Raw genomic sequence first — 21,106 nt, 5'->3', positions numbered from 1 at the left:
AGATGGGGCTGTTGACCGGACTGCTCACGCTGCCGATCGCGCCCGTACGAGGAGTCGTGTGGATGGCGGAGCGGATCCGCGATCAGGCTGAGCAGGAGATGTACGATCCCGCCGCGGTCCGGCGCCAGTTGGCCGAAGTCGACCGGGCACGCACCGCCGGCGAGATCTCGGGCGACGTCGCCGCGGAACTCGAGAACGAGCTGCTGAGCCGGCTGACTGCGGGGCGCTCTCGCGGACCGGAGATGTGACCGTGTGGACCGGCCGGCCAGAGGAGCGGGAGAGCCGGTGGGAGCCGGAGGGGAGGCGCCCGCCTCGTGACCGCAGCGGCCGCACGGATCGGGAGCGACGAGCGGAGGACGCCGCCCTGCCGGTCGAGCCGCGCAGGAGGCGGCGTGACGTGGAGCCGCCAGAGCGACCGGAGCCACGAGAGACACCGAAGCCACGCGAGCCACCCGCGCCGGAGGATCGCGGCGAGCGGGAGGAGACGGCGGCCCGGGAGCGAGGCCCCGCTCCCCGCCGGGGACGCCGGGTGACGGCCGCGCTGGCGGCCAGGTCAGCGGCCCGCCACGTCGGCGAGATGACGGGCAAGGAGCCCGAAGGCATCACCTCGCTGGAACACACCGACGACGGACGCTGGCGCATCGGTGTCGAGGTCGTCGAGATCCACCGGATCCCCGACACGACCGACATCCTCGCGCTGTACGAGGCCGAACTCGACGAGTGCGGCGAGTTGATCGCCTATCGGCGAACCCAGCGCTACGCGCGCGCTCAGACACTGGAGGACTGACGTGACGCAACCGAGCCGGATCGGCGGGACCGGCGGCTACGGGCGGCCTCCAACACCGGTGAAGCGCCCCGAGTCAGCGAACCTGGCCGACATCCTCGAGCGGGTGCTCGACAAGGGGATCGTCATCGTCGGCGACATCCAGGTGAACCTGCTCGACATCGAACTACTGACGATCAAGCTGCGCTTGATCGTGGCGTCCGTCGACCGGGCCAAGGAGATGGGCATCGACTGGTGGGAGCGCGATCCCACGCTCTCCTCACGCGGCAGCGAGATCGAGAGGGAGAACCGCGAGCTCCGTGACCGGGTCGCCGCGCTGGAGGCCGGCGTCGACCGGGGCCGGGCGCCGGCCGAGCGGCGGGAGCGGCGGGTCACCCGGGCGCGGGCGCCCGCCGAGGAGGATCCTCGTGACTGAGACCGGGGTCTATGTCTACGCCGTCAGCCGTGGCCTTCCCGATCAGGTGACGAAGGCGATGGAGGGGATCGGCGGCGTCGCCGGGGCGCCCGTCCGGGCGGTCGAGCATGCCGGCCTCACGGCACTGGTGAGCACCGTCGACCTGGCGGAGTTCGGGGAGGAGGCGCTCCGCCGCAATCTGGAGGATCTCCGCTGGCTCGAGTCGACGGCGCGCGCTCACCACTCGGTCGTCGACGTCATGGCGGCCCTCGCCGTCACACTGCCGCTGCGGCTCGTCACCGTCTACCGGAGCGACCAGCGGGTGCGAGAGGTGCTGCGCGAGCGCGGCGAGGAGTTCACCGAGGCCCTGGACCGGATCACCGGGCGTACCGAATGGGGCGTGAAGGCCTACGCCGACCCCGAGGAGTTCAGGACCGGCGGCCGGACGGGCGACGACGCCGGGCAGAGCAGCCCCGGAACCGCCTACCTCCTGCGCCGCCGGGCACAGCAGAACACCGAGGAGAAGGCGCACCAGGAGGCGGCGGCCTGCGCCGACCAGATCGACTCCGAGCTTCGCGGCCTCGCGGCCACGAGCCGCAGTCATCCGCCCCAGGACCCGCAGTTGTCCGGGCATGAGGGCTGGATGATCCTCAACGCGGCCTACCTCGTCGACGACGCGCGGGCGGACGACTTCCGCACGGCCGTGACCCGGCTCGCCGGGCTCCGTTCCGGGGTCCGGCTGGAGCTGACCGGACCGTGGGCGCCGTACTCCTTCGCCACCGAGGAGGAGCCGTGGACCGAACGCTGACCGGAATTCCGGTACCGCCGCCGCCCAAGCGATCGGCTCTCGCGCGAGGCGAACGCGTCGCGCTGGTGGACCTGCTGGACCGGTTGCTGGCAGGCGGTGTCGTGATCACCGGCGACATCACGATCTCGATCGCGGACGTCGATCTCGTACGGATCTCACTCCGCGCGATCATCGCGTCAATTCGTCCCGAAATGGAGTCGATTCGTCCGGACATGGAGAGGATCGGGGGTGAGGTCGGCGCCCTCACCCGGCTGGACGAGCACCGGCGGCCCGCACGGTCACGGGAAGAGACGCCGCCGTGAGCACCCCCCGACCCCGCCGCCGCGACGCCGCCGGGCCACGGCGGTCATCCGAGGTGACCCGGGGTGAGGTCCGGCGGCTGCCCCACCGGCTGGAGACCGATCCCGATGCGGTGCAGCGCGATCTCGTACGGCTCGTCCTCACCGTCGTCGAGCTGGTCCGCCAGCTCATGGAGCGCCAGGCTCTGCGCAGGGTCGACACCGGCGATCTCTCCGACGAGCAGGTGGAGCGACTCGGGCTGGCGCTCATGCGGCTGGAGGAGGCGATGACCGGGCTCCAGGAGCGCTTCGACATCGACCGGCGAGACCTGAACCTCGACCTCGGCCCGCTCGGCACCCTGCTTCCGCCCGAATGAGCGACCGCGCGCTCCCGCCCTCTGCGATGTTCGCCGACGTTGTGCGAGCCTCTACGACGTTCTGTGAGAGACGCGAGCCGGTGCCGCGACGTCGACCGCGACGGCGACGGCGCAGCCGGGGAAGTGCCGCTGGAGCTCGGCCCGCACCGCACCGCTGACCGTCTCGGTAAGCGAGGGGAGGTGGACACCATGGTCGCCGGTGATCACGAGGCCGACCCGAACGACCGGGCGCTCCGGCGACGGCGGCGACAGCGTGATCGCGCGTACGTTCCGCACTCCACGCACCCGTCCGGCGGCGTGCGCGGCCAGCCGGTCCAGCACCCGCGTCGCCAGTCGGGTGACACCGGGATCACGCAGATCGATGGTCACACCCACGGGCGCATCGCCTCCATCAGCTCGACGCGAGCGCGGTGCAGCCGGCCGCGAACGGCCGGCATGGTGATGCCCAGGATCTGGGCGATCTCCTGGTAGGAGCAGCCGGCGTACTCGCGCAGGACGAGCGGAGAGCGCTGTTCGGGCGGAAGGGCCGCGATCGCGCGGCGGAGGGCACGGTCGCGATCGGCCCGTTCGACGATCGCCTCGGGTTCGTCCTGCGGAGTGTCGGGGGCGTCTCTGGCCTCGTCGAGTGACAACAGCACGTGACGCCGCCGCTGGCGGTTCTTGAGACAGACGTTGGTCAAGATGCGATAGATCCAGGTGCGAAAGGCCGCTCGTCCCTCAAAGGCCGGCAGCGCGAGCCAGGCCCGTTCGAAGGCCTCCTGGGTGGCGTCCTCGGCGTCGCGCGTGTCGTCCAGCATGCGCAGCGCGACCCGGTAAAGGGCGCGGTAATGGCGGCGGGACAGCTCTTCGAAGGCGTCCAGCCCTCCCTGCCGCGCTCGCGCCGCCAGGACGGTGTCGTCGCTGCCGCTGCCCGCAGGTGCCACCCCCGTCGGGCTGACTTCAGTCCCCACCTGCGGAAACATGCCCGGAATAGGACAAAAAACGCACATACGACCACGTCACCGGCGGCCGTCCGGGCCGGACGGCCTTCTCCGGCCGGTCGGATCCGCCCCCCTCGGCCCTCGCCCGCCCCGCCGCAGCCCGGCTCATCGCCGTCGGCGACGACCCTCAACGCCTCGAGGACACCATCAACGACGCCTCGATCCGCATCTGGCTCCGCGATCCCGTTCTTGACCTGGCACACGCACCCGCGGAATCTACGGGACGCGCCCTAGAACTCTCGGAGCATCCGGCGCAGGAGTTCCGTGGTCTCGGCCGGCGGCTCTGCTTCGATGCCCAACTGGTTCATCACGTGCCAGTAGTGCTCGGTGTCGACCGGTTTGTCGAGGTAGACGGCGGTGGTCAGCTGTTCCAGATAGACCACATCGGGCAGCTCGCCACCGGGCAGGCGCAGGATCGTGATGGGCCCGCCCGCCGCGGCGTGGCCGCCGGCGCTGAAGGGCATCACCTGGAGGGTGACGTGGGGGAGCTCGGCCATCTCGACGAGATGCTCCAACTGGGCCCGCATGGTCGCGGTGCTGCCGCACGGCCGCCGCAGCGCCGCTTCGTCCAGTACCGCCCACAGCTTGAGCCCGTCCGGCTCGCGCAGCAGCCGTCGGCGGCGCATCCGCACCTCGACCCGGCGCTCTATCTCCCGCTGCGAGACCTCCTCGTGGCCGAGCCGGATCACCGCCCGGGCGTAGGCCTCGGTCTGCAGCAGCCCGGGAACGAACTGCACCTCGTAGGTGCGGATGAGGGACGCGGCCTGTTCCAGCCCCAGGTAGGCCTCGAACCAGCCGGGCAGCACATCCTTGTAGGGCTGCCACCAGCCCGGCTTGTTGGCCTGTTCGACCACGGCGAGCAGCACCGCGCGCTCGGCGGTGTCGCCCACGCCGTACAGAGTGAGCAGATCGGCCACATCCCGCGGCTTGGAGCCGATCCGGCCGAGCTCCAGCCGGCTGATCTTGGACTCGGAGGACCGGATCGCATAACCGGCCTCCTCCCGGGTGACGCCCGCGGCCTCGCGCAATCGGCGCAGCTGCGCGCCGAGCAGCATCCGCGACATCGTCGGTCCTGAGTGCTGCGACTCGCCGACCTGCCCACCCGGCGGCATCGCCGCGGCCCGAACGGTGATCATGTTCGCTCCCCTTCGATGCCGCCAGATGTGCAATTCCCACATTAACGGCGGCGTGCGGCGACGAGGTGAAATTCCTGTCACCGAAATTGTGGCGTACGGCCAGATCTGCCGAAGAGGTGAGGGTGTGCGCGCCGGTCGACACCGCGCGAGTCGCCGGCGCGCACACGTTCAGGCGCACCGTCCCGCCCACCGCCACCGACCTACGATCCCGCCGCCTCCGGCGTCGCACCGCCCACGCGCGACCGGGACCGGCAGAAATGGCCCACCCTGGAGGAACTCAAGACCAGCGGATGGGCATTGCCGTACGAACGAGGTTCCGCGGCCGAACCCGGTCACCGCCCGTTGCCCGCGGCCCGTGTCATTCTGAGGCTCAGCCGACGGGCCGCTGGAGGGCATCCCATGGCAACCCCCGAGCCGACCGGGCCCCGCCCGACGCCGAGGGGCACACCGCCGCTCATGGTCGCCGGACTCGCGGCGACCGCGCTGGCCGGTGGGGTCGCCGCCGGGTGGTTGATCGTCACGGTCACGCGGGCGGTCGCCGGGTTCGTCGCCGCCCACCAGTGGCAGGTCGTCACCGTCGCGGTCGTCGTGCTCGTGCTCGCCGTGGTCGGCGCGGTCGCCGTCGTCACCGAGAGGCAGCGGGCACGGGCCCTGCAGACCCGGCTACGGCGGCTCGGGCACCTGGACCGGGTCGACGAGATGAGCGGGCCGATGTTCGAGGAGTTCGTCGCCGACCTGTTGCGCCGCGACGGCTACAGGGCGGTCAGCAGGATCGGCCGGAGCGGCGACAGAGGGGCCGACGTCGTCGCCCGCACCCCCGACGGCCGCAAGATCGCCGTGCAGTGCAAACGCCAGATGCGCACCGTCGGCGCCGACCGGGTGCGCAACCTCGTCGGCGCGGTGCACGGCGCCTACACCGGGCACGTCGGCGTCCTGGTCACTTCGAGCACCTTCACCCGCCCGGCGCTCGCGGAGGCCGAGAACCGGCTCGTCCTGGTCGACCGCGACCGCCTCGCCGGCTGGATGGACGGCGAACCCCTCAGGCTCTGATCCATCCGGTCAGGCCGTGATCCGGTCATCGCGTCCCGCCGCACGCGAGCGGAAGCCGCCATGACCGTTCAGGACCGGTGCCGGGCGGCGAGCGCGACGAGGATCGTCAGCATCGCCGCGACCGCCGGCGCGCGGAAGGGCGGCGGCGCCGCGACAACGTACAGCCGGCGGGACGGCAGCGCCGGGGTGACGGCGCGCAGCATGACATCACGGCGCATGGCGGGCCCGGCCAACGTGGGCACGAGCATGACACCTGCGCCGGCGGCGACGAGGGCCTGCTTGCCGTTCCAGTCGTCGCAGGTGAACCCGATGCGCGGTGGACCGCCGAGGGCGTCGGCGAGATCGGCGACCGGGCCGAGGCAGTCCGGGTGCGCTCCCTCGATCCACGTCTCCTCCCGCAGGTCGCGTAGCCGTACCCGGTCGTGCCGCGCCAGCCGGTGATCGGCCGCCACGGCCACCTGGAGTTCCTCGTCGAGCAGCGGGATCGATTCGACGTCCTCGGCCGGCCTGGGGTCGTCCGGCGCCGGTTCGTCTCCCGCGTCCCCGCGAGCGCCGGGCAGGTCCCAGGCCGTCGCCAGCGCCACGTCGACGCGCCCGTCGCGGACCGCCGCCACGGGACCGGCCGGGTCGGCCTGGAGCAGGCTGAGCGTCACCCCGGGGTGGGCGTCGCCGAACCGGCGTACGGCCTCGGGCACGAAGAACGTGTTCGCGCTGGAGAACGCCGAGAGCCGCAGCCGCCCCGTCTCGAGGTGGGCGAAGGCCGTGAGCCGGGACTCCATCGCCCGCAGCCGCGCCAGGACCTCACGAGCCGAGTCCAGCGCCACCTCGCCGGCGGCGGTGGCTCGGACCCCGCGCGGAACCCGCTGGAAGAGGCGCACCCCGAGCCGCCGCTCCAGTCCCGCGATCTGGCGGGACACGGCCGGCTGGGTCAGCGACATGGCATCGGCGGCCGCGGAGAACGAGCCCCGCTCCCCCACTTCGACCAGCACCCGTAGAGACCACGTGTCGAGCATGCATGGAGCGTATGGCAGATCCAATGAACCTGCAGTTGTGCTCATACCGGATGCGCCGAATGCTGGACGCATGAGCCGCCCAGCGAGAATCCCGTCCACCCGATCGGACGACCAAGCGCCCGCCACCTCGCCTCCCCCCACTTCTCCGCCCGCCACCCCCGTCCCGTCCACCGACGCCCCGCCCGACGACGCCGGCCCGGTCGGGCTCGCCGAGCAGTTGACGTTCCTGTCCGACCGGCTGCCGCCACCGCCCGCCCGGATCCTCGACGCCGGCTGCGGACGCGGCGAGCTGGCGGTGGCGTTGAGCGCCCTCGGTTACGAGGTCACGGCCATCGACACCGACCCGGAGGCCGTGGCCGCCGCCGAGGCGCGCGGCGCCCCCGTGACGCGCGCCGACATCGCCGACCATGACGACGAGCCCTTCGACGTGGTGCTGTTCTCCCTGTCGCTCCACCACGTCGAGAGCCTGTCCCGCGCGATGGCACGCGTACGGGCCCTGCTAAGGCCCGGGGGCACGCTGATCGCCGACGAGTTCGCCTGGGACCGGGCCGATCACCAGACCGCCGCGTGGTTCTACGACACCGCCGCGCTGCTGGGCGACTGCCACATGCTGCGCTCACGCGTGCACGACGACCGGATCGCCGACCCGCTGCGGCGATGGACGCACCGGCACCGCGACGAGGACCCGATGCATCCGGGCGCGGTGATGATCGACGCCATCACGGCCGAACTCGAACTGGGCGAGGTCACCCGCGGCCCGTACCTGCACCGCTACCTCGGCGGTTTCCTCACCGGCGACGCCGGCGCGGGCCTGCTCGGCACTCTGCGGGACATCGAACGGCGGCGAGTCCGGGACGGCACCCTTGCCGCGGTCGGGCTGAGGCTACTGGCCCACCGGCCGGTCTGAGGCGATTCGACGGCCGGCAAGATCTGCAAAGGCAGGGTAAAAGGCGCCCTTTCTGGAAACCTCTGGGCCCATGAGTGGATTCAGGAAGTTCCTTCTGCGCGGCAACCTGGTCGATCTGGCCGTGGCGGTCGTCATCGGTACGCAGTTCGCCAGCCTGGTCAAGGCGTTCGTGCAGTCCTTCATCACCCCGCTGCTGTCCCTGGCCGGTGGCCAGCCCAACCTCGCCCATCTCGCCTTCACGATCGGCGACTCCCGGTTCACCTACGGCGCCTTCCTGACCGAGGTGCTGTCCTTCCTGATCTCCGCAGCGGTGATCTATTTCGTGGTCGTGCTGCCGGTGGCGCGGGTGCTCCGGTTCTTCGAACGCGACCAGGCCGAGACCGAGCGCGACTGCCCCGAGTGCACACGGAGCATCCCGATCGAGGCACGCCGCTGCCCCGAGTGCACCGCGCCCATCACACCCGCCACCGAGAAGCCGAGCGACCCCGAGCCGGTCCCGAGCTCATAGCCGACCACCCAGCCGTACGTCCTTCAGTCGCCGTCGGGCGGCCCCGTCTCGAGCAGCCGGCCCTCGAAGATCCGCAGCCAGCGGTTCACCTCGATCTCCGCGAGGAACCGCTCGTCGTGGCTGACCACCACGAACGCGCCTTCGTATGCGCTGAGCGCGCTCTCGAGCTGGCCGACGCTGACCAGGTCGAGGTTGTTGGTCGGTTCGTCCAGCAGCAGCAACTGCGGTGCGGGTTCGGCGCACAGCACGCAGGCCAGGGTGGCGCGCAACCGCTCGCCGCCGGACAGCACCCCGACCGGGAGGTGAATGCGGGAGCCCCGGAACAGGAAGCGGGCGAGCAGGTTCATCCGCTGCGCCTCCGGCATCCCGGGCGCGAACGCGGCGAGGTTCTCCGCCACCGTGCGGTCGAGGTCGAGTAGGTCCAGCCGTTGGGACAGGTAGGCGACCCGGCCGTCGGCCCGCTTGATCCCGCCGCCCTCCGGCACCAGCTCACCGTTGATCACGCGTAGCAGGGTGGACTTGCCGGAGCCGTTGGGGCCGGTCAGGGCGATCCGCTCGGGGCCCCGGATCGCCAGGTCGGCGCCCTCCCCGGTGAAGATCGCCTGCTCACCGTAACCGACCCGCATCCGTTCGCCGAGGAAGACCGTGCGTCCGGCGGGGACGTTGGTCCCGGGCAGTTCAAGCGCGATCTTCTGCTCGTCGCGCACAGCACGGCCCGCCTCGTCGAGCCGGGCCCTGGCATCGCTGAGCCGTGCGGCGTGCGTCTCGTTCGACCTGCCCGCCGACTCCTGGGCGCGGCGCTTCATCGCCCCGGCGACGATCTTCGGCAGGCCGGCGTCCTTGATGTTGCGGGCGGCGTTGCCGGCCCGGCGTGCGGCCCGCTCGCGGGCCTGCTGCATCTCCCGCTTCTCCCGCTTGACCTCCTGCTCGGCGTTGCGGACGTTCTTCTCGGCGACCTCACGCGCGGCGCGCACGGCCTCCTCGTACTCGGTGAAGTTCCCGCCGTAGGAGCGGATCTCGTCCCGGTCGAGTTCGGCGATCCGGTCCATGCGGTCGAGCAGTGCCCGGTCGTGGCTGACCAACAGCAGGCAGCCGTTCCACTCCTCGAGTACGCCGTAGAGCTTGCGGCGGGCGTCGAGATCGAGGTTGTTGGTCGGTTCGTCGAGCAGCAGGACGTCGGGCCGCTTCAGCAACTGTGCCGCCAGGCCGAGCGAGACGACCTGGCCACCGCTCAGGGTGTGCAGGCGCCGAGTGAGGGAGACGTCCCCGAGGCCGAGCCGGTCCAGCTCGGCACGAGTGCGCTCCTCGATGTCCCAGTCGCTGCCGATCGTGGTGAAGTGCTCCTCGCTGGCGTCTCCGGACTCGATGGCGTCCAGTGCCCTGATCACCGGCGCGATTCCCAGGACCTCCCCCACAGTCAGGTCGCCGACGAGGGGCAGGGTCTGCGGGAGATAGCCGAGCACCCCCTCGACGGACGCGGTCCCGCCACCGGGCCGGTACTCGCCGGCGATCAGCTTCAGCAGGGTGCTCTTACCGGCGCCGTTCGGCGCGACGAGGCCCGTACGGCCGCCGCCCACGGTGAAGGACAGGTCCTGGAAGACCGGGGTGTCGTCGGGCCAGGAGAAGGAGAGATGGGAACAGATGATGAACGCATCGGACATGCGCGAAGACCTCGTGTGTGATGCGGGCGCGCCGGGGGCCGCCCAGCAGGGAAAGGATGGATGGAATGACGGCATGGCCACGGCGGCAGCGCTCCCGCGCGCCTGCCAGCGGCCGATCATCTCCGGTATCACCCGGAGATGTCGTCGTCACCCGCCACGTCTGGTCTCCCTTGTTCCCGATCACTCGCAGCACACCATGGTAGTCGGTATCCACCGATGTCGGGCCGTCCGCGGAGCCGCGGGTGGCTCTTGAGTTGCGGCGTGTCGTTGGTGTCACTGCGGTGCGCACCAACGACACGCCGCAACTCAACGAAGCACCCCCTACCTGAGGGCTACCGGGTAATCATCCGGTAGCGGCACGAACCCGGCAGTGGGGCGCTCTAGCCTGGACCCGTGACCAGCACCGAGCGCGCCCGGAAGGGAGAGGCCACCCGCCACCGGGCAGGCGCCCCCCGCGTGCTGTGGGCGCTGAGGCCGGTGGGCCGTGCGGTGTTGACGGCGGGCGAGTCCCCGGACCGATCCAGGCGGCGCAGGTTCGGCATCGATCTCGTCGTCGCCTTCGACGTCGTGCTCGCGTTGATCCTGCTGGCCACGGGTTACGGGGAGTTCGACTCCGCGAACCTCAGGTACAGCGATCCGTACCCGAACTTCACGCTGCTGTTCCTCGTGGCGACGATGACCATGCCGTTGCTGCTCCGCGACCGCCTGCCCGGTCTGGCATGGACGCTCTCGGCGACGGCCGACCTGTGGACGGTCGGGGTCGCCCGCGAACTGCTCGGCGCCCCGTTCCTCACGGTCGGCGTCCTCGTGCAGCTCTACTGCCTCTACACGCTCGCCGCCCGATATGACCGGCTGGTCACCACCGTCGCGTGGACCATCTGCCTGGCTGCGGGCATCGGATTCGCCCCCCACAACCTCATCGCGGTCGTGATCGTTGTGACGGCGCCGGTCCTGGTGGGCATCAACGTCCGCAGCCGGCGCCTGGCTCAGGACGAGCTGGTCGAGCAGGAAAACCGCCACCGGGACGAGCGTGCGGTGCTGGAGGAGCGGCAGCGCATCGCGCGGGAGCTGCACGACGTCGTCGCCCACCACATGTCGGTGATCGCCATCCATGCCGAGGCCGCGCCGTACAAGGTGACCGACCCGCCGCAGGAGCTGGCGGAGAGCTTCGCCGACATCCGGTCCTGCGCGCTCGAAGGGCTCACCGAACTGCGCCGGATCCTCGGGGTGCTGCGCACGGAGCACGACCCGCAGACCGTGCCGCAGCCCGGGCTGGACCGCCTCGACGAGATCGTCGCGTCCGCCCGCAACGGCGGCGTCAGCGTGACGGCGTCGGTGCGCGGCGAGGCCACGGCGCTCCCCCAGGGAGTGAGCCTGTCCGCGTACCGCATCCTGCAAGAGGCGCTGAGCAACGTCATGAAGCACGCACCGGGCGCGTCGGTCGACGTGGACGTCGCGTACGGTCCCGGCACGTTGACGTTGCGGGTGGTGAACGGGCCCGGGCCGGCGCAGGAGGACGCGCCGTCACCGGTCGCCGCCGCCGGCGGTGGGCACGGCCTGGTCGGCATGCGCGAACGGGTGGTAATGCTCGGCGGTGACCTGGTCGCGGGGCCCACGCCGGGCGGCGGCTTCGCCGTCACCGCCACCCTGCCGTGGACCGGCCCGGGCCGCCCGGAACCCTCCGCCTCGGGGTAGGGCGCCCGCTCGGCATGAGGACGACCCAGCCGAAAAGGGACCCAGACCAAAGGAACACAGAGGAAGGGATACATGAGCATCCGGGTGATGGTGGCCGACGACCAGGGGATGGTGCGTTCCGGCTTCTCCATTCTGCTGAACGTCCAGCCCGACATGGAGGTCGTGGGCGAGGCCGCGAACGGGGCCGAGGCGATCGCCAGGTCGGCCGAGCTGCGCCCCGACGTGATCCTCATGGACGTACGGATGCCGGTGCTCGACGGGCTGCAGGCGACCCGGCGCATCACCGCCGAAGAGGGCCACCCGAAGGTGCTGGTGCTCACCACGTTCGACCTTGACGACTATGTGTACGAAGCGCTGCGAGCGGGCGCGAGCGGTTTCCTGCTCAAGGACGCGTCGGGACAGGAACTCGCGAACGCCGTCCGCGTGGTCGCGGCGGGCGAGGCGCTACTGGCGCCCACCGTGACGCGCAGGCTCATCGCCGAGTTCGCCCGCCTGGGCACGCCGAGGGCGCCGAGCTGCAAGCGGGTGGAGAGCCTGACCGAACGCGAGACCGAGGTGCTCGGCCTGATCGCACGTGGGCTGTCCAACGCCGAGATCGCCGCCACGCTGGTCGTGGCCGAGCAGACGGTGAAGACCCACGTCGGGCGCATCCTCATGAAGCTCGACCTGCGGGACCGCACCCAGGCGGTCGTGTACGCCTACGAGACCGAGCTGGTCCGGCCCGGGGACTGACCCTGGCCCATCTGGCCCATCTGGCCCCTGCGGGGTAGCCACAGGTCCACTCCGCGGAGGGACTCGGATCAGCGGGCCCGATCCATAGCTTCCTGATCAGCCGGAGAACCCCGGCTGAACAGGAAGGACCCCCATGCGACACGGCCGAGTGGTTCTCGCGACGTTGGTCACGGCGAGCGGCTTCGCACTCCCGAACCTGGCCGACGCACGATCCGGTACGCCTACCGTGGATCGGCCGTTCCCCGCCCTCACCCGTGCCGCGCTGAACGAGCGGTACGCCGAGACCCGGCGATCGATCGCCGAGGACGCGCGCGCCGCACAGACCGCCGGCGACCGCACCACCGCCGAGCGGCTGAGCGCGCTGGCGTCGCCCGGACGCCGGTTCCTCGCGTACGGGGAGCACCAGGCGGTCGAGGTGATCGGTGACCTCGCGGCGGCCCGCCGGGTCGCCGTTCTCGTCCCGGGGGCCGACACCGGCCCGGCCACCTTCGACTCGCGCGGCACCGCCACACCGGGGGGCGGCGCCCGCGCGGTGCTGGCCGAGGCGCGGCGCATCGATCCGCGCTCGGGGCTCGCCGTGATCGCATGGCTCGGGTACGAGCCGCCGAAGACGCTCAGCCTCGACGTCGCGACGACCCGGCGCGCCGACCGGGGCGCCCGATCGCTGCGGCGGCTGACCGGATGGCTGAACGGCTCGCCGAGCGGCACGGTGAACGCCTCGCGGGACGGCTCGGTGAACGCCTCGGTGCACGGCTCGCGGGACGGCGGCGGAACGGCAACGGGCCAGGTGCGGATCAGTCTGCTCTGCCACAGCTACGGCTCGGTCGTGTGCGCACGCGCCGCCGGGCGGGTGCGTGTCGCCGACCTCGCGGTGTTCGGCAGCCCCGGCCTGGCCGTCCGCTCGGCCCGCGACCTGCACACCGGTGCCCATGTGTGGGCAGGACGAGCGGCCGGCGACTGGATGGCGTACGTCCCGAAGGTCCGCGTTCTCGGGGTCGGCTTCGGCGCCGACCCCACGTCGCGGGGGTTCGGCGCCCGGCCGTTCGCGACCGGGGACGGCGGCCACAGCGACTATCTCGAGCCGGGTGGTGTCGCGTTGCGCAACCTCGCGCTGATCGCCCTCGGGCGGGGCGCGGAGGTGACCCGATGACGCTCGGACTCACGCCGGCCCGGCGCTGCCGGGTCGCCGCACTCGCCGGCAGGATCGAGGCCGCGACGCCCGAGCATCGCGACCGCGCGGTCGACGCGCTGCGCGCCATTGCCATTCTCGGCGTGGTGCTCGGCCACTGGACGGTCACCGCGCTCGTGGCGGGTGAGCCCATCGGCGGGAACGGCGCTACCCGTTTGCACGCGGAGAGCCCGCTGTCGTCGATGCCGGCGTTCATCCCCGTGTCCTGGGCCCTGCAGACTCTCGCCGTCTTCTTCTTCGTCGGCGGATACACCGCCACCCGAGGGCTGCGGCGCCCGTACATCGGATGGATCCGGGTCCGGATGCTGCGGCTCTCCCGACCGGTCGCGGTGCTGTTGGTCGCCTGGATCCCCATGACGCTGGGACTGATCACCTCGGAGCTGCCCCCGGCTCCGCTGCTCAAGCTGGTGCTCAGCCCGTTGTGGTTCCTGTGCGTCTACGCCGTGCTCACCGCGCTGACCCCGCTGCTACACCTGCTGCCACACCGGGCGGGGCCGTACGCGGCCATCGTCCCCGCCGCCGTGGTGGCCGCGGTCGACCTGGCGAGGTTCGGCCTCGACGGGCCCGCCTGGCTCGGCTGGATCAACGTGATCGCGGGCTGGCTGGTGCCGTACCTGCTCGGCATCGCGTGGGCGAACGGCGCACTCGAGTCCCGCCGCATCGCCGTCGCAATGCTCGTCACGGGCACCGCCGGCACCGCCGCGCTGGTCGCGTGGGGCGGGTATCCGGCCAGCATGGTGGGCGTGCCGGGCGCGGCGATCTCCAACCTCAACCCGCCGACGCTGGCCGCCGTCACCTTCGGTGTCGCGCAGGTGGGCCTGGCCCTGCTCGTCCGCGACCGGCTGGCCCGCTGGATGCGCAGGCCCATGGCGTGGGCGGGGGTCGCGCTCGCGAACCTCTCGGCGATGACGGTGTTCTGCTGGCACCAGACCGCCCTCATGCTCGTCACGCTGACCGGCCTCGCCGCGGGCACGCTCCCCGGCCTGCACGACGCGCCCGACGGCCCGGCGTGGGTGCTGTGCCGGCTGGCGTGGCTGCCCGTCTTCGCGTTGACGCTGGCCGGGTTGTGGGCGTTGTTCCACCGCGTCGAGCGGCCGAACGCCAGGGGGCCGCGCACAAGTGCATGATCACGGACGGAGAGAGGCGCTGGCGGGACCCACCGCCGTGATCATGCACTTGTTCGCGGACGCGGGACGGGGGACGGGGGGCGCACCGGCCATCGGGGGACGGGACGGGGGGCAATGACATTGGGGGCGTGACGAGCAGGGCTTCTGGTTCAGGTTCGCTCGGCGAATCGCTCCACCTTGCCGATGGGACCGGCGACCACGATGACGTCGCCGTACTGCAGGACCGTGTCGGTGGCGGCGTAGGTGAACTCCTCGCCCGGGCTCTTGACGCAGACGACCGTGACCCCGTGTCTGCTGCGCAGCTTGGTCTCGCCCAGCGGCACGCCCACGAGCTCTTTCGGCGGCCGGGTCTTGACCAGGGCGAAGTTCGAGTCCACCTCGACGTAGTCGAGCATCCGGCCGCTCACCAGGTGCGCGACCCGCTCACCCATGTCGTGCTCGGGGAGCACGATGTGATGGGCACCGACGCGTTCCAGGATGCGCGCGTGCTGATGGCTGACCGCCTTGGCCCAGATGTCGTCGACACCGAGCTCGACGAGCAGTGACGTGGTGAGGATGCTGGCCTCGAGGTCGCTGCCGATCGCGACGACCGCACGGTAGAACTCCGCCACACCCAGATCACGCAGAGCGTCTATATCAGTGGCGTCGGCCGTGACGATGTGCGTGAGCTTTCCGGACAGGCTCTGCACGAGCTTGGACCGGTTGTCGACGGCGAGCACCTCGGTGCCGCGGGCGGCCAGGTCCAGCGCGAGGGCGGTGCCGAACCGGCCGAGGCCGATCACCACCACCGGGTCGTTTCCGATGTCACCCAACGATCGGACGCTCCTCTGGTAGTTCGTACCGGCGGCCGCGCTCCCTCAGCGCGAGCGCGGAGGCGAGGGTCAGGGGACCGATGCGGCCGACGAACATCAGGGCGATGAGCAGTATGTGCCCGGCCGTCGGCAGGTCGGCGGTGATGCCCGTCGACAGCCCGACGATGCCGAACGCCGACACCACCTCCAACAGCACCTGGTCGAGGCTGTGCGGCACAATCGCCAGCAGTGTGTAAGTCGCGCCGACGACGAGTCCGATGCCCAGCAGGGCGATGGCGACGACCTGGCGCTGGGTGTCGTCGGGCAATCGCCGCCGCCCGACGTTGACCCGGGTGTCGCCGCGCATCTCCGCCCAGACGACGAAGGCCAGCAGCCCGACGGTGGTCACCTTGATGCCCCCGGACGTCCCGGCGCTGCCGCCCCCGATGAACATCAGCACGTCGGTGACCAGCCAGCTCTCCGGGCGCATCTGGCCGATGTCGATGCTGTTGAAACCGCCCGACCGGGGCATCACCGCGGTGAAGAAGCCGACCAGGAACCGGGCCGGGCCCGGGTGCTGCCCGAGCGTCCTAGGGTTCTCCCACTCGGTCGACGTGATGACCAGGGTGCCCACGGTCAGCAGCGTGACGGTCACGGCCAAGGTAATCCTGGTCAGCATCGACCAGCCCGCCGGCCTGCGCCCGAACCGCAGCAGCTCGAACACCACCGGGAAGCCGAGCCCGCCGACGATGACGGCGATCGCGATGGTCAGGCAGATCCAGGGGTCGGCGGCGAACCGCACGAGGCTGTCGGACCACAGCGCGAAGCCCGCGTTGTTGAACGCGGAGACGGCGTGAAAGACGCCCAGATAGGCCGCCCGCCCGAACGGCTCGCCGTATCCGAACACGAAGCGCGCGGTGAGGACCGTCGCGACGATCGCCTCCGAGGTGAGACTGAAGATCACCACTTTGCGTACGACCCGGCGCAGGTCGGTCATGCTCAGCGTCTTGGTCTCGGCCTGCGCGACCAGCCTCGCGCGCAGGCCGAGCCGGCCCGACACCAGCACGGCGAAGAGCGTGGCGAGCGTCATGATGCCGAGCCCGCCGATCTGGATCAGCCCGGCGATGACGAGCTCACCGAACACCGACCAGTGGGTGTCGGTGTCCACGGTCACCAGCCCCGTGACGCATACGGCCGAGGTGGCGGTGAAGACAGCGTCGAGCAGGCGAGCCGGTTCACCGGACGTCGTCGCGTACGGCGTGGAGAGCAGACCGGTGCCGATGAGAACGGCCGCGCCGAATGCGGACACGACCACCTGGGCCGGATGGTTGAACCGGTCCAACGTCGCCGCGCCCACCACGATGCGCGTACGCCCACCCGATCGGCCACCCACGGCGCGGATGCGGCACCCCCCCGAGCGAGGTCAGGCGGAGGAGCCGCCCCATTTCCGGCATACTTTGCACACCGTACAACGCGCACGTTTGCCTAGGAGGACGGAATGCAGGGACCCGGTGACGACCTGCATGATCGGTTGCTCGATCTGGAGGGCCAGGGGTGGACGGCGCTGTCGTCCGGCACGGGCGGTGATTTCTACCGCGACCGGCTCTCGGCCGACGCCTACATGGTGCTCCCGATCGGCACGCTCGGACGGGAGGCCTCGATCAACGCGATGGAACAGGCGCCGCCATGGGCCCGGTTCCTGCTCACCGAGACGCACTCGACGGCGCTGGGCGGTGATGCCGCTGTGCTGACCTATCGTGCCTTGGCGCAGCGGGACGGCGAGCCGCCCTATACGGCACTCATCAGCAGCGTCTACGTCCGCGAAGACGGCGAACTGAAGATGGCGATCCACCAGCAGACCCCGCTCGCGGCCGGCTGAACGCGCGGCGGGCGTCCTGGCCAGGACGCCCGCCGCGAGGTCCACGTGGCCCACGTGGCCTTGGTGGTCATGTGGTCGGCTCAGCCGTGCGGGCGGAACACCGCGCGCACGCAGCCGTCCTTCTTGGACTTGAACAGCTCGTAGCCCGTGGGGGCCTCGTCCAGGGACATCTCATGAGTGGCGAGATGACCGGTGGACAGCTCCCCCGCGGCGATGCGCTCGAGCAGCATGGGGATGTACCGGTGGCCGTGCTGCTGGGCTCCGCGCACGGTCAGGCCCTTGTTCATCAGCATGCCGAGCGGGAACTTGTCGGCCAGCCCGCCGAAGACTCCGAGGACGAACACCGATCCGCCCTTACGGCAGGACCGGATGGCCTCGCGGAGGGCGATCGGCCGTTCCTGTGGCAGGTGGACCTGCTGCTTGACCTTGTCGTAGGCGTACTTCATGTCCTTGCTGACGGCCTCCATGCCGACCGCCTCGATGCAGACGTCCGGCCCCCGGCCCCCCGTGCGTTCGCGCAGTTCCGCGTCGACGTCGGTCTGCGAGAAGTCGATCGTCTCCGCGCCGATGTACTGCTCGGTCATGGCCAGCCGCTCGGGCAGATGGTCGATGACGATCACGCGGTCGGCGCCGAGCAGCCCGGCGGCACGGGCCGCCATCTGACCGACCCCGCCGGCCCCCCACACCGCGACGACATCACCGGGTTCGACCCCGCCGAGATGGGCGCCCATCCAGCCGGTCGGAGCGGCGTCGGACGCGTACAGGGCGTCCTTGTCGTTCACGCCGTCGGGCACCGGGAAGGTGCCGTAGTCGGCCATCGGGACCCGGATGTACTCCGAATGGCTGCCCTTGTACCCGCCCATGGCGTGCGAATAGCCGTAGACGCCACCGGTCTCGAATCCGAAGACCTCCTGGGCCAGTTCCCAGTTGGTGTTGGTGTTGTCGCACAGGGACCACAGGTCGTGCGTGCAGTACCAGCAGCGCCCACAGCCGATGAACGAGCACACCACAACGCGATCGCCCACCTTGCGGCGGCGGACTCCCGGGCCAACCTCGACGATCTCGCCCATGAACTCGTGCCCCATCACGTCGCCCGCGCGCATGGTGGGGATGAAACCGTTGATCAGATGCAGATCCGAACCACAGGTCGTGGTCAACGTGACCTTGAGGATCGCGTCCTGGTCGTTCAGGATCTGCGGGTCCGGCACGCGCTCGACCGCCAGCTTGTTCACGCCTTCCCAGCACAGCGCCTTCACAGTCGCCCTCCTCGCCGGCCCGCGAGCTCCAGTAGCTTTCCGGTGGGGGTGGGGTGCGTCGACGGCGGCCAGTCCGGACGCATCACCTCTCCCGTCTCGATCAATGACTTGGAATGGCGAAGCGCCTTCGCCACCGTACGGCGCGGGTCGTCGCCGGTGATGCGCGACGCGATGCCGCTCATCCCCGAGGGCGGCGCCTCGCGCAGGCGTGCGCCGAGTTCGGTGCCGCGGTCGCCCGGAGCACGAGCGATCTTGATGTCCACCGCGTCTCCGAGCCGTGCGATCGGCTCGGGCAGATCGGCTCGCGACGACAGGCGTTCGGGCGCGCAATTGATCGTCACCATCATCCAGCGGTTTCTGCCGGACCGGTCCCTTCCGGGCTGAGCGGTACGCGAGGTCAACCACCGAGCCGCACCGGCGCCCATCGCCAGCAGCCCGAGGCCGACCAGACGTCTCATGTCGCCCCCTCCCCTCGGGGCGCGCGCTCGGGCTCTCGGCGAGGTCATGCCCTTTTTCCCGGCTCCCGCTCCCCGGGAGATGCCTCTCTTGCGCATCGAGACGCCCCCGGTGCGCTTCGCCGCAGGGCGCCTTCCCCGCAGGGCGGCCCCTGTCCCCCTCGTCGCGGACCCTTTCCCCCAGAGGCCGGGCCTTGCCCCCTTCTTGGCGGACCTCGTCCCCCTCATGGCGGACCTTGTCCACAAGGTGCCGCCCGTTCTCCTCGAGACGGCTCTTCGCGACTCGCCCTCCTCTTGACCGGCCATCCGGGTGATCACCCGTTCGATCAACGTGAGTGCGATGCCGAGGATGCCCACCTCGGATCCGGACCGGCCATCTCGTGATGTTCGGTCATGAGACGTTCGCTCGGCGGCCGTGCGCCGCCCCTGCATTCGCTGTTGCATGCGTTCGAAACCGTTCGTGCGCGTCGTGGACTGGACCGGCGCCCAGGTTTCTGGGGTCGGCGTGATTGCGAGCAGGCCGCTCGGGTGTTGTCGTCGGACTCGAGATCGACCGGTGCCACGTGCCCTACCCCCGCCGACCTGCGAGTCACGCGAGACTCGGCGTCCACGAGAAACCTTTACGGCCGCCGCACGAAGCCATGGCCTGCGACAGGCCCGGTCAGACCGTTATCTTCTGAGCTGCCGGGTGCACGCGGACGCGACCGACGCCGAAGAAGCGGCGGCTCGCGAGCCGCCGATCGACGCGGCAAGGCACGATCCATCCGAGACGCACCGGGGACCCACCGGACCACGCGAGTACACGGACGCCCGCGGGCACGCGCGGACATCCGCGGACCCCACGCGAGAGGAGCGCGCATGGAGGCGTTGCGGCCCGATGACCCGGACCGCGTCGGCCGGTACGTGCTGCTGGCGCGGCTCGGCGCGGGCGGTATGGGCCAGGTCTTCCTCGGGCGTTCGCCGGCCGGTCTGCCGGTGGCGCTCAAGCTGGTGTACGCGAACCTCGCCGTCGATCAGAACTTCCGGGCGCGGTTCCGGCGCCGACCCGTGCGGGAAAGGTCCGGTGAAAGCACGACGCGGGCGCGTACCTCATCTCCGATCCGACCGTAGCGGGCGGAAGCGTGTACATCGGCGGCGGCAAGGGCCAGTTGCTGGCGCTCGACGCGGGCACCGGGCGGGTCCGCTGGCGCCATCGCATCTCGGCACCGAACGTGGACGTGTCCGCGGCCCCCGCGATCGCCGGCGGTGTCGTCTTCGCGGGCGGCCTGGACGGCGGCCTCTTCGCGCTCGACGCCCGCACGGGCCGGCTGAGATGGCGATATGACGCGGGAACCCAGATCCCCGCCGCCCCGGTCGTCGCCCGTGGCATCGTCTACGTCGCGAGCCAGATGGGCAACGTCTTCGCCGGGTTCAAAGGGCGGATACCTGACCGCACTCGACGCCGCGACCGGCGCGGTCAGGTGGCGGCGTCGTACCAAGGAGGCGATCGGCAGCGACTTCGCCGTGGCCGACGGGGTCATCTACCTGCCCGACGACGCACTGTACGCACTCGACACCGCTACCGGCCGCGTCAGGTGGACGTACAAGCTGAGGACCCCCAAGAACATCGCGCTCGCGAACGGTCTCGTCTACTGCGGGAACTTCCAGGGCGAAGAACTGCACGTGGTCACCGCCGCCACGGGCAAACGCCGGTGGACCTACCGGACCGGCGGACCGATCACCGCACGCCCACTGGTCGCGAACGGCGCCGTCCACGTCGGCGACTGGAAAGGCGGCATGTTCGCGCTCGACGCGGTCACCGGCTCGATGCGGTGGCAGCTGCGGACCGGCGGCTCGATCGAGTCGAGTGCCACCATGGCGGGCGGGCTGGTCTGCTTCGGCAGCGGCGCGTTCTCGGACGGCACGTGTACGCCGTCGATCCGGCCACCGGGCGATCCGTGTGGAGGTACGAGACCGCGAAGGGCATCACGTCGAGTCCGGCCGCGGCGCCGGACGGGACCGTCTACGTCTCGTGCAAGGACGGCGTGATCTACGCCCTCGACATCAAGGGCGGGACGGGAACCGTGCCGCCCACCGCCGAATGAGC

General features: G+C 71.0%; 25 protein-coding genes and 2 pseudogenes. 18 read left to right on the top strand and 9 right to left on the bottom strand.

Annotation, left to right across the window (positions count from 1 at the left end; all coding sequences use genetic code 11):
* Window positions 1-2: 2 nt before the first annotated feature.
* From HKK72_RS05525 to HKK72_RS05500, 6 genes are read left to right on the top strand one after another with little or no spacing between them, the layout of a single operon-like run.
* Window positions 3-248 carry a gas vesicle protein GvpG gene (locus HKK72_RS05525; RefSeq protein WP_187233132.1) on the top strand — a complete coding sequence of 82 codons (246 nt, stop codon included), beginning with the start codon at window positions 3-5 and terminating at the stop codon, window positions 246-248.
* Window positions 245-787 (top strand): gas vesicle protein GvpO, encoded by a 543-nt coding sequence (gvpO, locus tag HKK72_RS05520; RefSeq protein WP_222720362.1) that lies wholly within the window; start codon window positions 245-247, stop codon window positions 785-787. The genes HKK72_RS05525 and gvpO overlap by 4 nt, the downstream gene beginning before the upstream one ends.
* Before the next feature lies 1 nt (window position 788).
* Entirely contained in the window at window positions 789-1,199 is a 411-nt protein-coding gene (locus HKK72_RS05515) for a gas vesicle protein (protein ID WP_410050285.1), read from the top strand.
* Window positions 1,192-1,986, top strand: coding sequence for a GvpL/GvpF family gas vesicle protein (locus HKK72_RS05510; protein ID WP_187233131.1), 795 nt, complete (start codon window positions 1,192-1,194; stop codon window positions 1,984-1,986). The genes HKK72_RS05515 and HKK72_RS05510 overlap by 8 nt, the downstream gene beginning before the upstream one ends.
* Complete coding sequence (locus HKK72_RS05505) at window positions 1,971-2,288, top strand: gas vesicle protein (RefSeq protein WP_315987092.1); 318 nt, start codon at window positions 1,971-1,973, stop codon at window positions 2,286-2,288. Before HKK72_RS05510 ends, HKK72_RS05505 begins: the two co-directional genes overlap by 16 nt.
* A complete protein-coding gene (locus tag HKK72_RS05500; RefSeq protein ID WP_187233130.1) occupies window positions 2,285-2,641 on the top strand; it encodes a gas vesicle protein K in 357 nt (118 codons plus the stop codon). The genes HKK72_RS05505 and HKK72_RS05500 overlap by 4 nt, the downstream gene beginning before the upstream one ends.
* 51 nt (window positions 2,642-2,692) lie before the next feature.
* On the opposite strand, the gene HKK72_RS05495 is transcribed toward HKK72_RS05500, so the two are convergent.
* The 3 genes from HKK72_RS05495 to HKK72_RS05485 all read right to left on the bottom strand — a co-directional run bounded on the left by HKK72_RS05495 (window position 2,693) and on the right by HKK72_RS05485 (window position 4,757).
* A complete protein-coding gene (locus HKK72_RS05495; RefSeq protein ID WP_187233129.1) occupies window positions 2,693-3,016 on the bottom strand; it encodes a hypothetical protein in 324 nt (107 codons plus the stop codon).
* On the bottom strand, window positions 3,007-3,591 hold the full coding sequence (locus tag HKK72_RS05490; RefSeq protein ID WP_222720361.1) for an RNA polymerase sigma factor: 585 nt from the start codon (window positions 3,589-3,591) through the stop codon (window positions 3,007-3,009). The genes HKK72_RS05495 and HKK72_RS05490 overlap by 10 nt, the downstream gene beginning before the upstream one ends.
* 260 nt (window positions 3,592-3,851) lie before the next feature.
* A complete protein-coding gene (locus tag HKK72_RS05485) occupies window positions 3,852-4,757 on the bottom strand; it encodes a helix-turn-helix domain-containing protein (RefSeq protein ID WP_261986569.1) in 906 nt (301 codons plus the stop codon).
* Between the two features lie 399 nt (window positions 4,758-5,156).
* Between HKK72_RS05485 and HKK72_RS05480 the strand changes: the two genes are divergently transcribed.
* Window positions 5,157-5,807, top strand: a complete 651-nt coding sequence (locus HKK72_RS05480; RefSeq protein WP_187233127.1) for a restriction endonuclease — start codon at window positions 5,157-5,159, stop codon at window positions 5,805-5,807.
* Window positions 5,808-5,875: 68 nt separating this feature from the next.
* Here the strand turns inward: HKK72_RS05480 and HKK72_RS05475 are convergent, their stop codons facing one another.
* Window positions 5,876-6,820: a LysR family transcriptional regulator gene (locus HKK72_RS05475; protein WP_187233126.1), complete on the bottom strand. Its 945-nt coding sequence runs from the start codon at window positions 6,818-6,820 to the stop codon at window positions 5,876-5,878.
* Between the two features lie 70 nt (window positions 6,821-6,890).
* Between HKK72_RS05475 and HKK72_RS05470 the strand changes: the two genes are divergently transcribed.
* Window positions 6,891-7,727, top strand: a complete 837-nt coding sequence (locus HKK72_RS05470; RefSeq protein WP_187233125.1) for a class I SAM-dependent methyltransferase — start codon at window positions 6,891-6,893, stop codon at window positions 7,725-7,727.
* A 70-nt stretch (window positions 7,728-7,797) separates the two neighbouring features.
* Window positions 7,798-8,235 (top strand): large conductance mechanosensitive channel protein MscL, encoded by a 438-nt coding sequence (gene mscL / locus HKK72_RS05465; protein WP_187233124.1) that lies wholly within the window; start codon window positions 7,798-7,800, stop codon window positions 8,233-8,235.
* Window positions 8,236-8,258: 23 nt separating this feature from the next.
* On the opposite strand, the gene abc-f is transcribed toward mscL, so the two are convergent.
* Window positions 8,259-9,896, bottom strand: a complete 1,638-nt coding sequence (gene abc-f, locus HKK72_RS05460; protein WP_187233123.1) for a ribosomal protection-like ABC-F family protein — start codon at window positions 9,894-9,896, stop codon at window positions 8,259-8,261.
* A gap of 393 nt (window positions 9,897-10,289) precedes the next feature.
* Between abc-f and HKK72_RS05455 the strand changes: the two genes are divergently transcribed.
* From HKK72_RS05455 to HKK72_RS05440, 4 genes are all read left to right on the top strand, one after another.
* Entirely contained in the window at window positions 10,290-11,591 is a 1,302-nt protein-coding gene (locus HKK72_RS05455; RefSeq protein WP_315987091.1) for a sensor histidine kinase, read from the top strand.
* Between the two features lie 72 nt (window positions 11,592-11,663).
* Window positions 11,664-12,323: a response regulator gene (locus tag HKK72_RS05450; protein ID WP_187233122.1), complete on the top strand. Its 660-nt coding sequence runs from the start codon at window positions 11,664-11,666 to the stop codon at window positions 12,321-12,323.
* A 133-nt stretch (window positions 12,324-12,456) separates the two neighbouring features.
* Window positions 12,457-13,473 (top strand): alpha/beta hydrolase, encoded by a 1,017-nt coding sequence (locus HKK72_RS05445; protein WP_187233121.1) that lies wholly within the window; start codon window positions 12,457-12,459, stop codon window positions 13,471-13,473.
* Window positions 13,470-14,639: an acyltransferase family protein gene (locus HKK72_RS05440; RefSeq protein WP_187233120.1), complete on the top strand. Its 1,170-nt coding sequence runs from the start codon at window positions 13,470-13,472 to the stop codon at window positions 14,637-14,639. The genes HKK72_RS05445 and HKK72_RS05440 overlap by 4 nt, the downstream gene beginning before the upstream one ends.
* 149 nt (window positions 14,640-14,788) lie before the next feature.
* Here the strand turns inward: HKK72_RS05440 and HKK72_RS05435 are convergent, their stop codons facing one another.
* Both HKK72_RS05435 and HKK72_RS05430 read right to left on the bottom strand, forming a co-directional pair.
* Entirely contained in the window at window positions 14,789-15,451 is a 663-nt protein-coding gene (locus tag HKK72_RS05435) for a potassium channel family protein (protein ID WP_187233119.1), read from the bottom strand.
* Complete coding sequence (locus HKK72_RS05430) at window positions 15,444-16,823, bottom strand: TrkH family potassium uptake protein (protein WP_315987090.1); 1,380 nt, start codon at window positions 16,821-16,823, stop codon at window positions 15,444-15,446. The genes HKK72_RS05435 and HKK72_RS05430 overlap by 8 nt, the downstream gene beginning before the upstream one ends.
* Before the next feature lie 105 nt (window positions 16,824-16,928).
* Here HKK72_RS05430 and HKK72_RS05425 point away from each other — a divergent pair, with 105 nt between their 5' ends.
* Complete coding sequence (locus tag HKK72_RS05425) at window positions 16,929-17,309, top strand: nuclear transport factor 2 family protein (protein ID WP_187233118.1); 381 nt, start codon at window positions 16,929-16,931, stop codon at window positions 17,307-17,309.
* Between the two features lie 80 nt (window positions 17,310-17,389).
* On the opposite strand, the gene HKK72_RS05420 is transcribed toward HKK72_RS05425, so the two are convergent.
* Complete coding sequence (locus tag HKK72_RS05420; protein ID WP_187233117.1) at window positions 17,390-18,565, bottom strand: zinc-dependent alcohol dehydrogenase; 1,176 nt, start codon at window positions 18,563-18,565, stop codon at window positions 17,390-17,392.
* Complete coding sequence (locus HKK72_RS05415) at window positions 18,562-19,023, bottom strand: hypothetical protein (protein WP_187233116.1); 462 nt, start codon at window positions 19,021-19,023, stop codon at window positions 18,562-18,564. The genes HKK72_RS05420 and HKK72_RS05415 overlap by 4 nt, the downstream gene beginning before the upstream one ends.
* Window positions 19,024-19,878: 855 nt before the next feature.
* Here HKK72_RS05415 and HKK72_RS05410 point away from each other — a divergent pair.
* The 4 genes and pseudogenes from HKK72_RS05410 to HKK72_RS42655 all read left to right on the top strand — a co-directional run bounded on the left by HKK72_RS05410 (window position 19,879) and on the right by HKK72_RS42655 (window position 21,104).
* Complete coding sequence (locus HKK72_RS05410; protein WP_222720360.1) at window positions 19,879-20,130, top strand: hypothetical protein; 252 nt, start codon at window positions 19,879-19,881, stop codon at window positions 20,128-20,130.
* Window positions 20,112-20,378: pseudogene (locus tag HKK72_RS42660) on the top strand (PQQ-binding-like beta-propeller repeat protein); the annotation flags it as partial. The gene HKK72_RS05410 and the pseudogene HKK72_RS42660, both read left to right, overlap by 19 nt.
* A pseudogene (locus HKK72_RS05400) lies at window positions 20,341-20,913 on the top strand (PQQ-binding-like beta-propeller repeat protein); the annotation flags it as partial. The pseudogenes HKK72_RS42660 and HKK72_RS05400, both read left to right, overlap by 38 nt.
* Entirely contained in the window at window positions 20,832-21,104 is a 273-nt protein-coding gene (locus HKK72_RS42655) for a PQQ-binding-like beta-propeller repeat protein (RefSeq protein WP_410050284.1), read from the top strand. The pseudogene HKK72_RS05400 and the gene HKK72_RS42655, both read left to right, overlap by 82 nt.
* The last annotated feature ends 2 nt before the right edge of the window (window positions 21,105-21,106 follow it).

This window comes from Actinomadura sp. HBU206391, assembly GCF_014323665.1.
Taxonomy (GTDB): Bacteria; Actinomycetota; Actinomycetes; order Streptosporangiales; family Streptosporangiaceae; genus Actinomadura_C.
This window is presented reverse-complemented; position numbering and strand designations above follow the sequence as displayed.

What these genes read in the sequence shown, in the direction of transcription:
- HKK72_RS05475 (WP_187233126.1), bottom strand. Translation starts at nt 6,820, where the DNA reads ATGCTCGACACGTGGTCTCTACGGGTGCTGGTCGAAGTGGGGGAGCGG.
- HKK72_RS05445 (WP_187233121.1), top strand. Translation starts at nt 12,457, where the DNA reads ATGCGACACGGCCGAGTGGTTCTCGCGACGTTGGTCACGGCGAGCGGC.
- HKK72_RS05410 (WP_222720360.1), top strand. Translation starts at nt 19,879, where the DNA reads ATGGAGGCGTTGCGGCCCGATGACCCGGACCGCGTCGGCCGGTACGTG.
- abc-f (WP_187233123.1), bottom strand. Translation starts at nt 9,896, where the DNA reads ATGTCCGATGCGTTCATCATCTGTTCCCATCTCTCCTTCTCCTGGCCC.
- HKK72_RS05485 (WP_261986569.1), bottom strand. Translation starts at nt 4,757, where the DNA reads ATGATCACCGTTCGGGCCGCGGCGATGCCGCCGGGTGGGCAGGTCGGC.
- HKK72_RS05425 (WP_187233118.1), top strand. Translation starts at nt 16,929, where the DNA reads ATGCAGGGACCCGGTGACGACCTGCATGATCGGTTGCTCGATCTGGAG.
- HKK72_RS05440 (WP_187233120.1), top strand. Translation starts at nt 13,470, where the DNA reads ATGACGCTCGGACTCACGCCGGCCCGGCGCTGCCGGGTCGCCGCACTC.
- HKK72_RS05470 (WP_187233125.1), top strand. Translation starts at nt 6,891, where the DNA reads ATGAGCCGCCCAGCGAGAATCCCGTCCACCCGATCGGACGACCAAGCG.
- HKK72_RS05525 (WP_187233132.1), top strand. Translation starts at nt 3, where the DNA reads ATGGGGCTGTTGACCGGACTGCTCACGCTGCCGATCGCGCCCGTACGA.
- HKK72_RS05415 (WP_187233116.1), bottom strand. Translation starts at nt 19,023, where the DNA reads ATGAGACGTCTGGTCGGCCTCGGGCTGCTGGCGATGGGCGCCGGTGCG.
- HKK72_RS05480 (WP_187233127.1), top strand. Translation starts at nt 5,157, where the DNA reads ATGGCAACCCCCGAGCCGACCGGGCCCCGCCCGACGCCGAGGGGCACA.
- HKK72_RS05450 (WP_187233122.1), top strand. Translation starts at nt 11,664, where the DNA reads ATGAGCATCCGGGTGATGGTGGCCGACGACCAGGGGATGGTGCGTTCC.
- mscL (WP_187233124.1), top strand. Translation starts at nt 7,798, where the DNA reads ATGAGTGGATTCAGGAAGTTCCTTCTGCGCGGCAACCTGGTCGATCTG.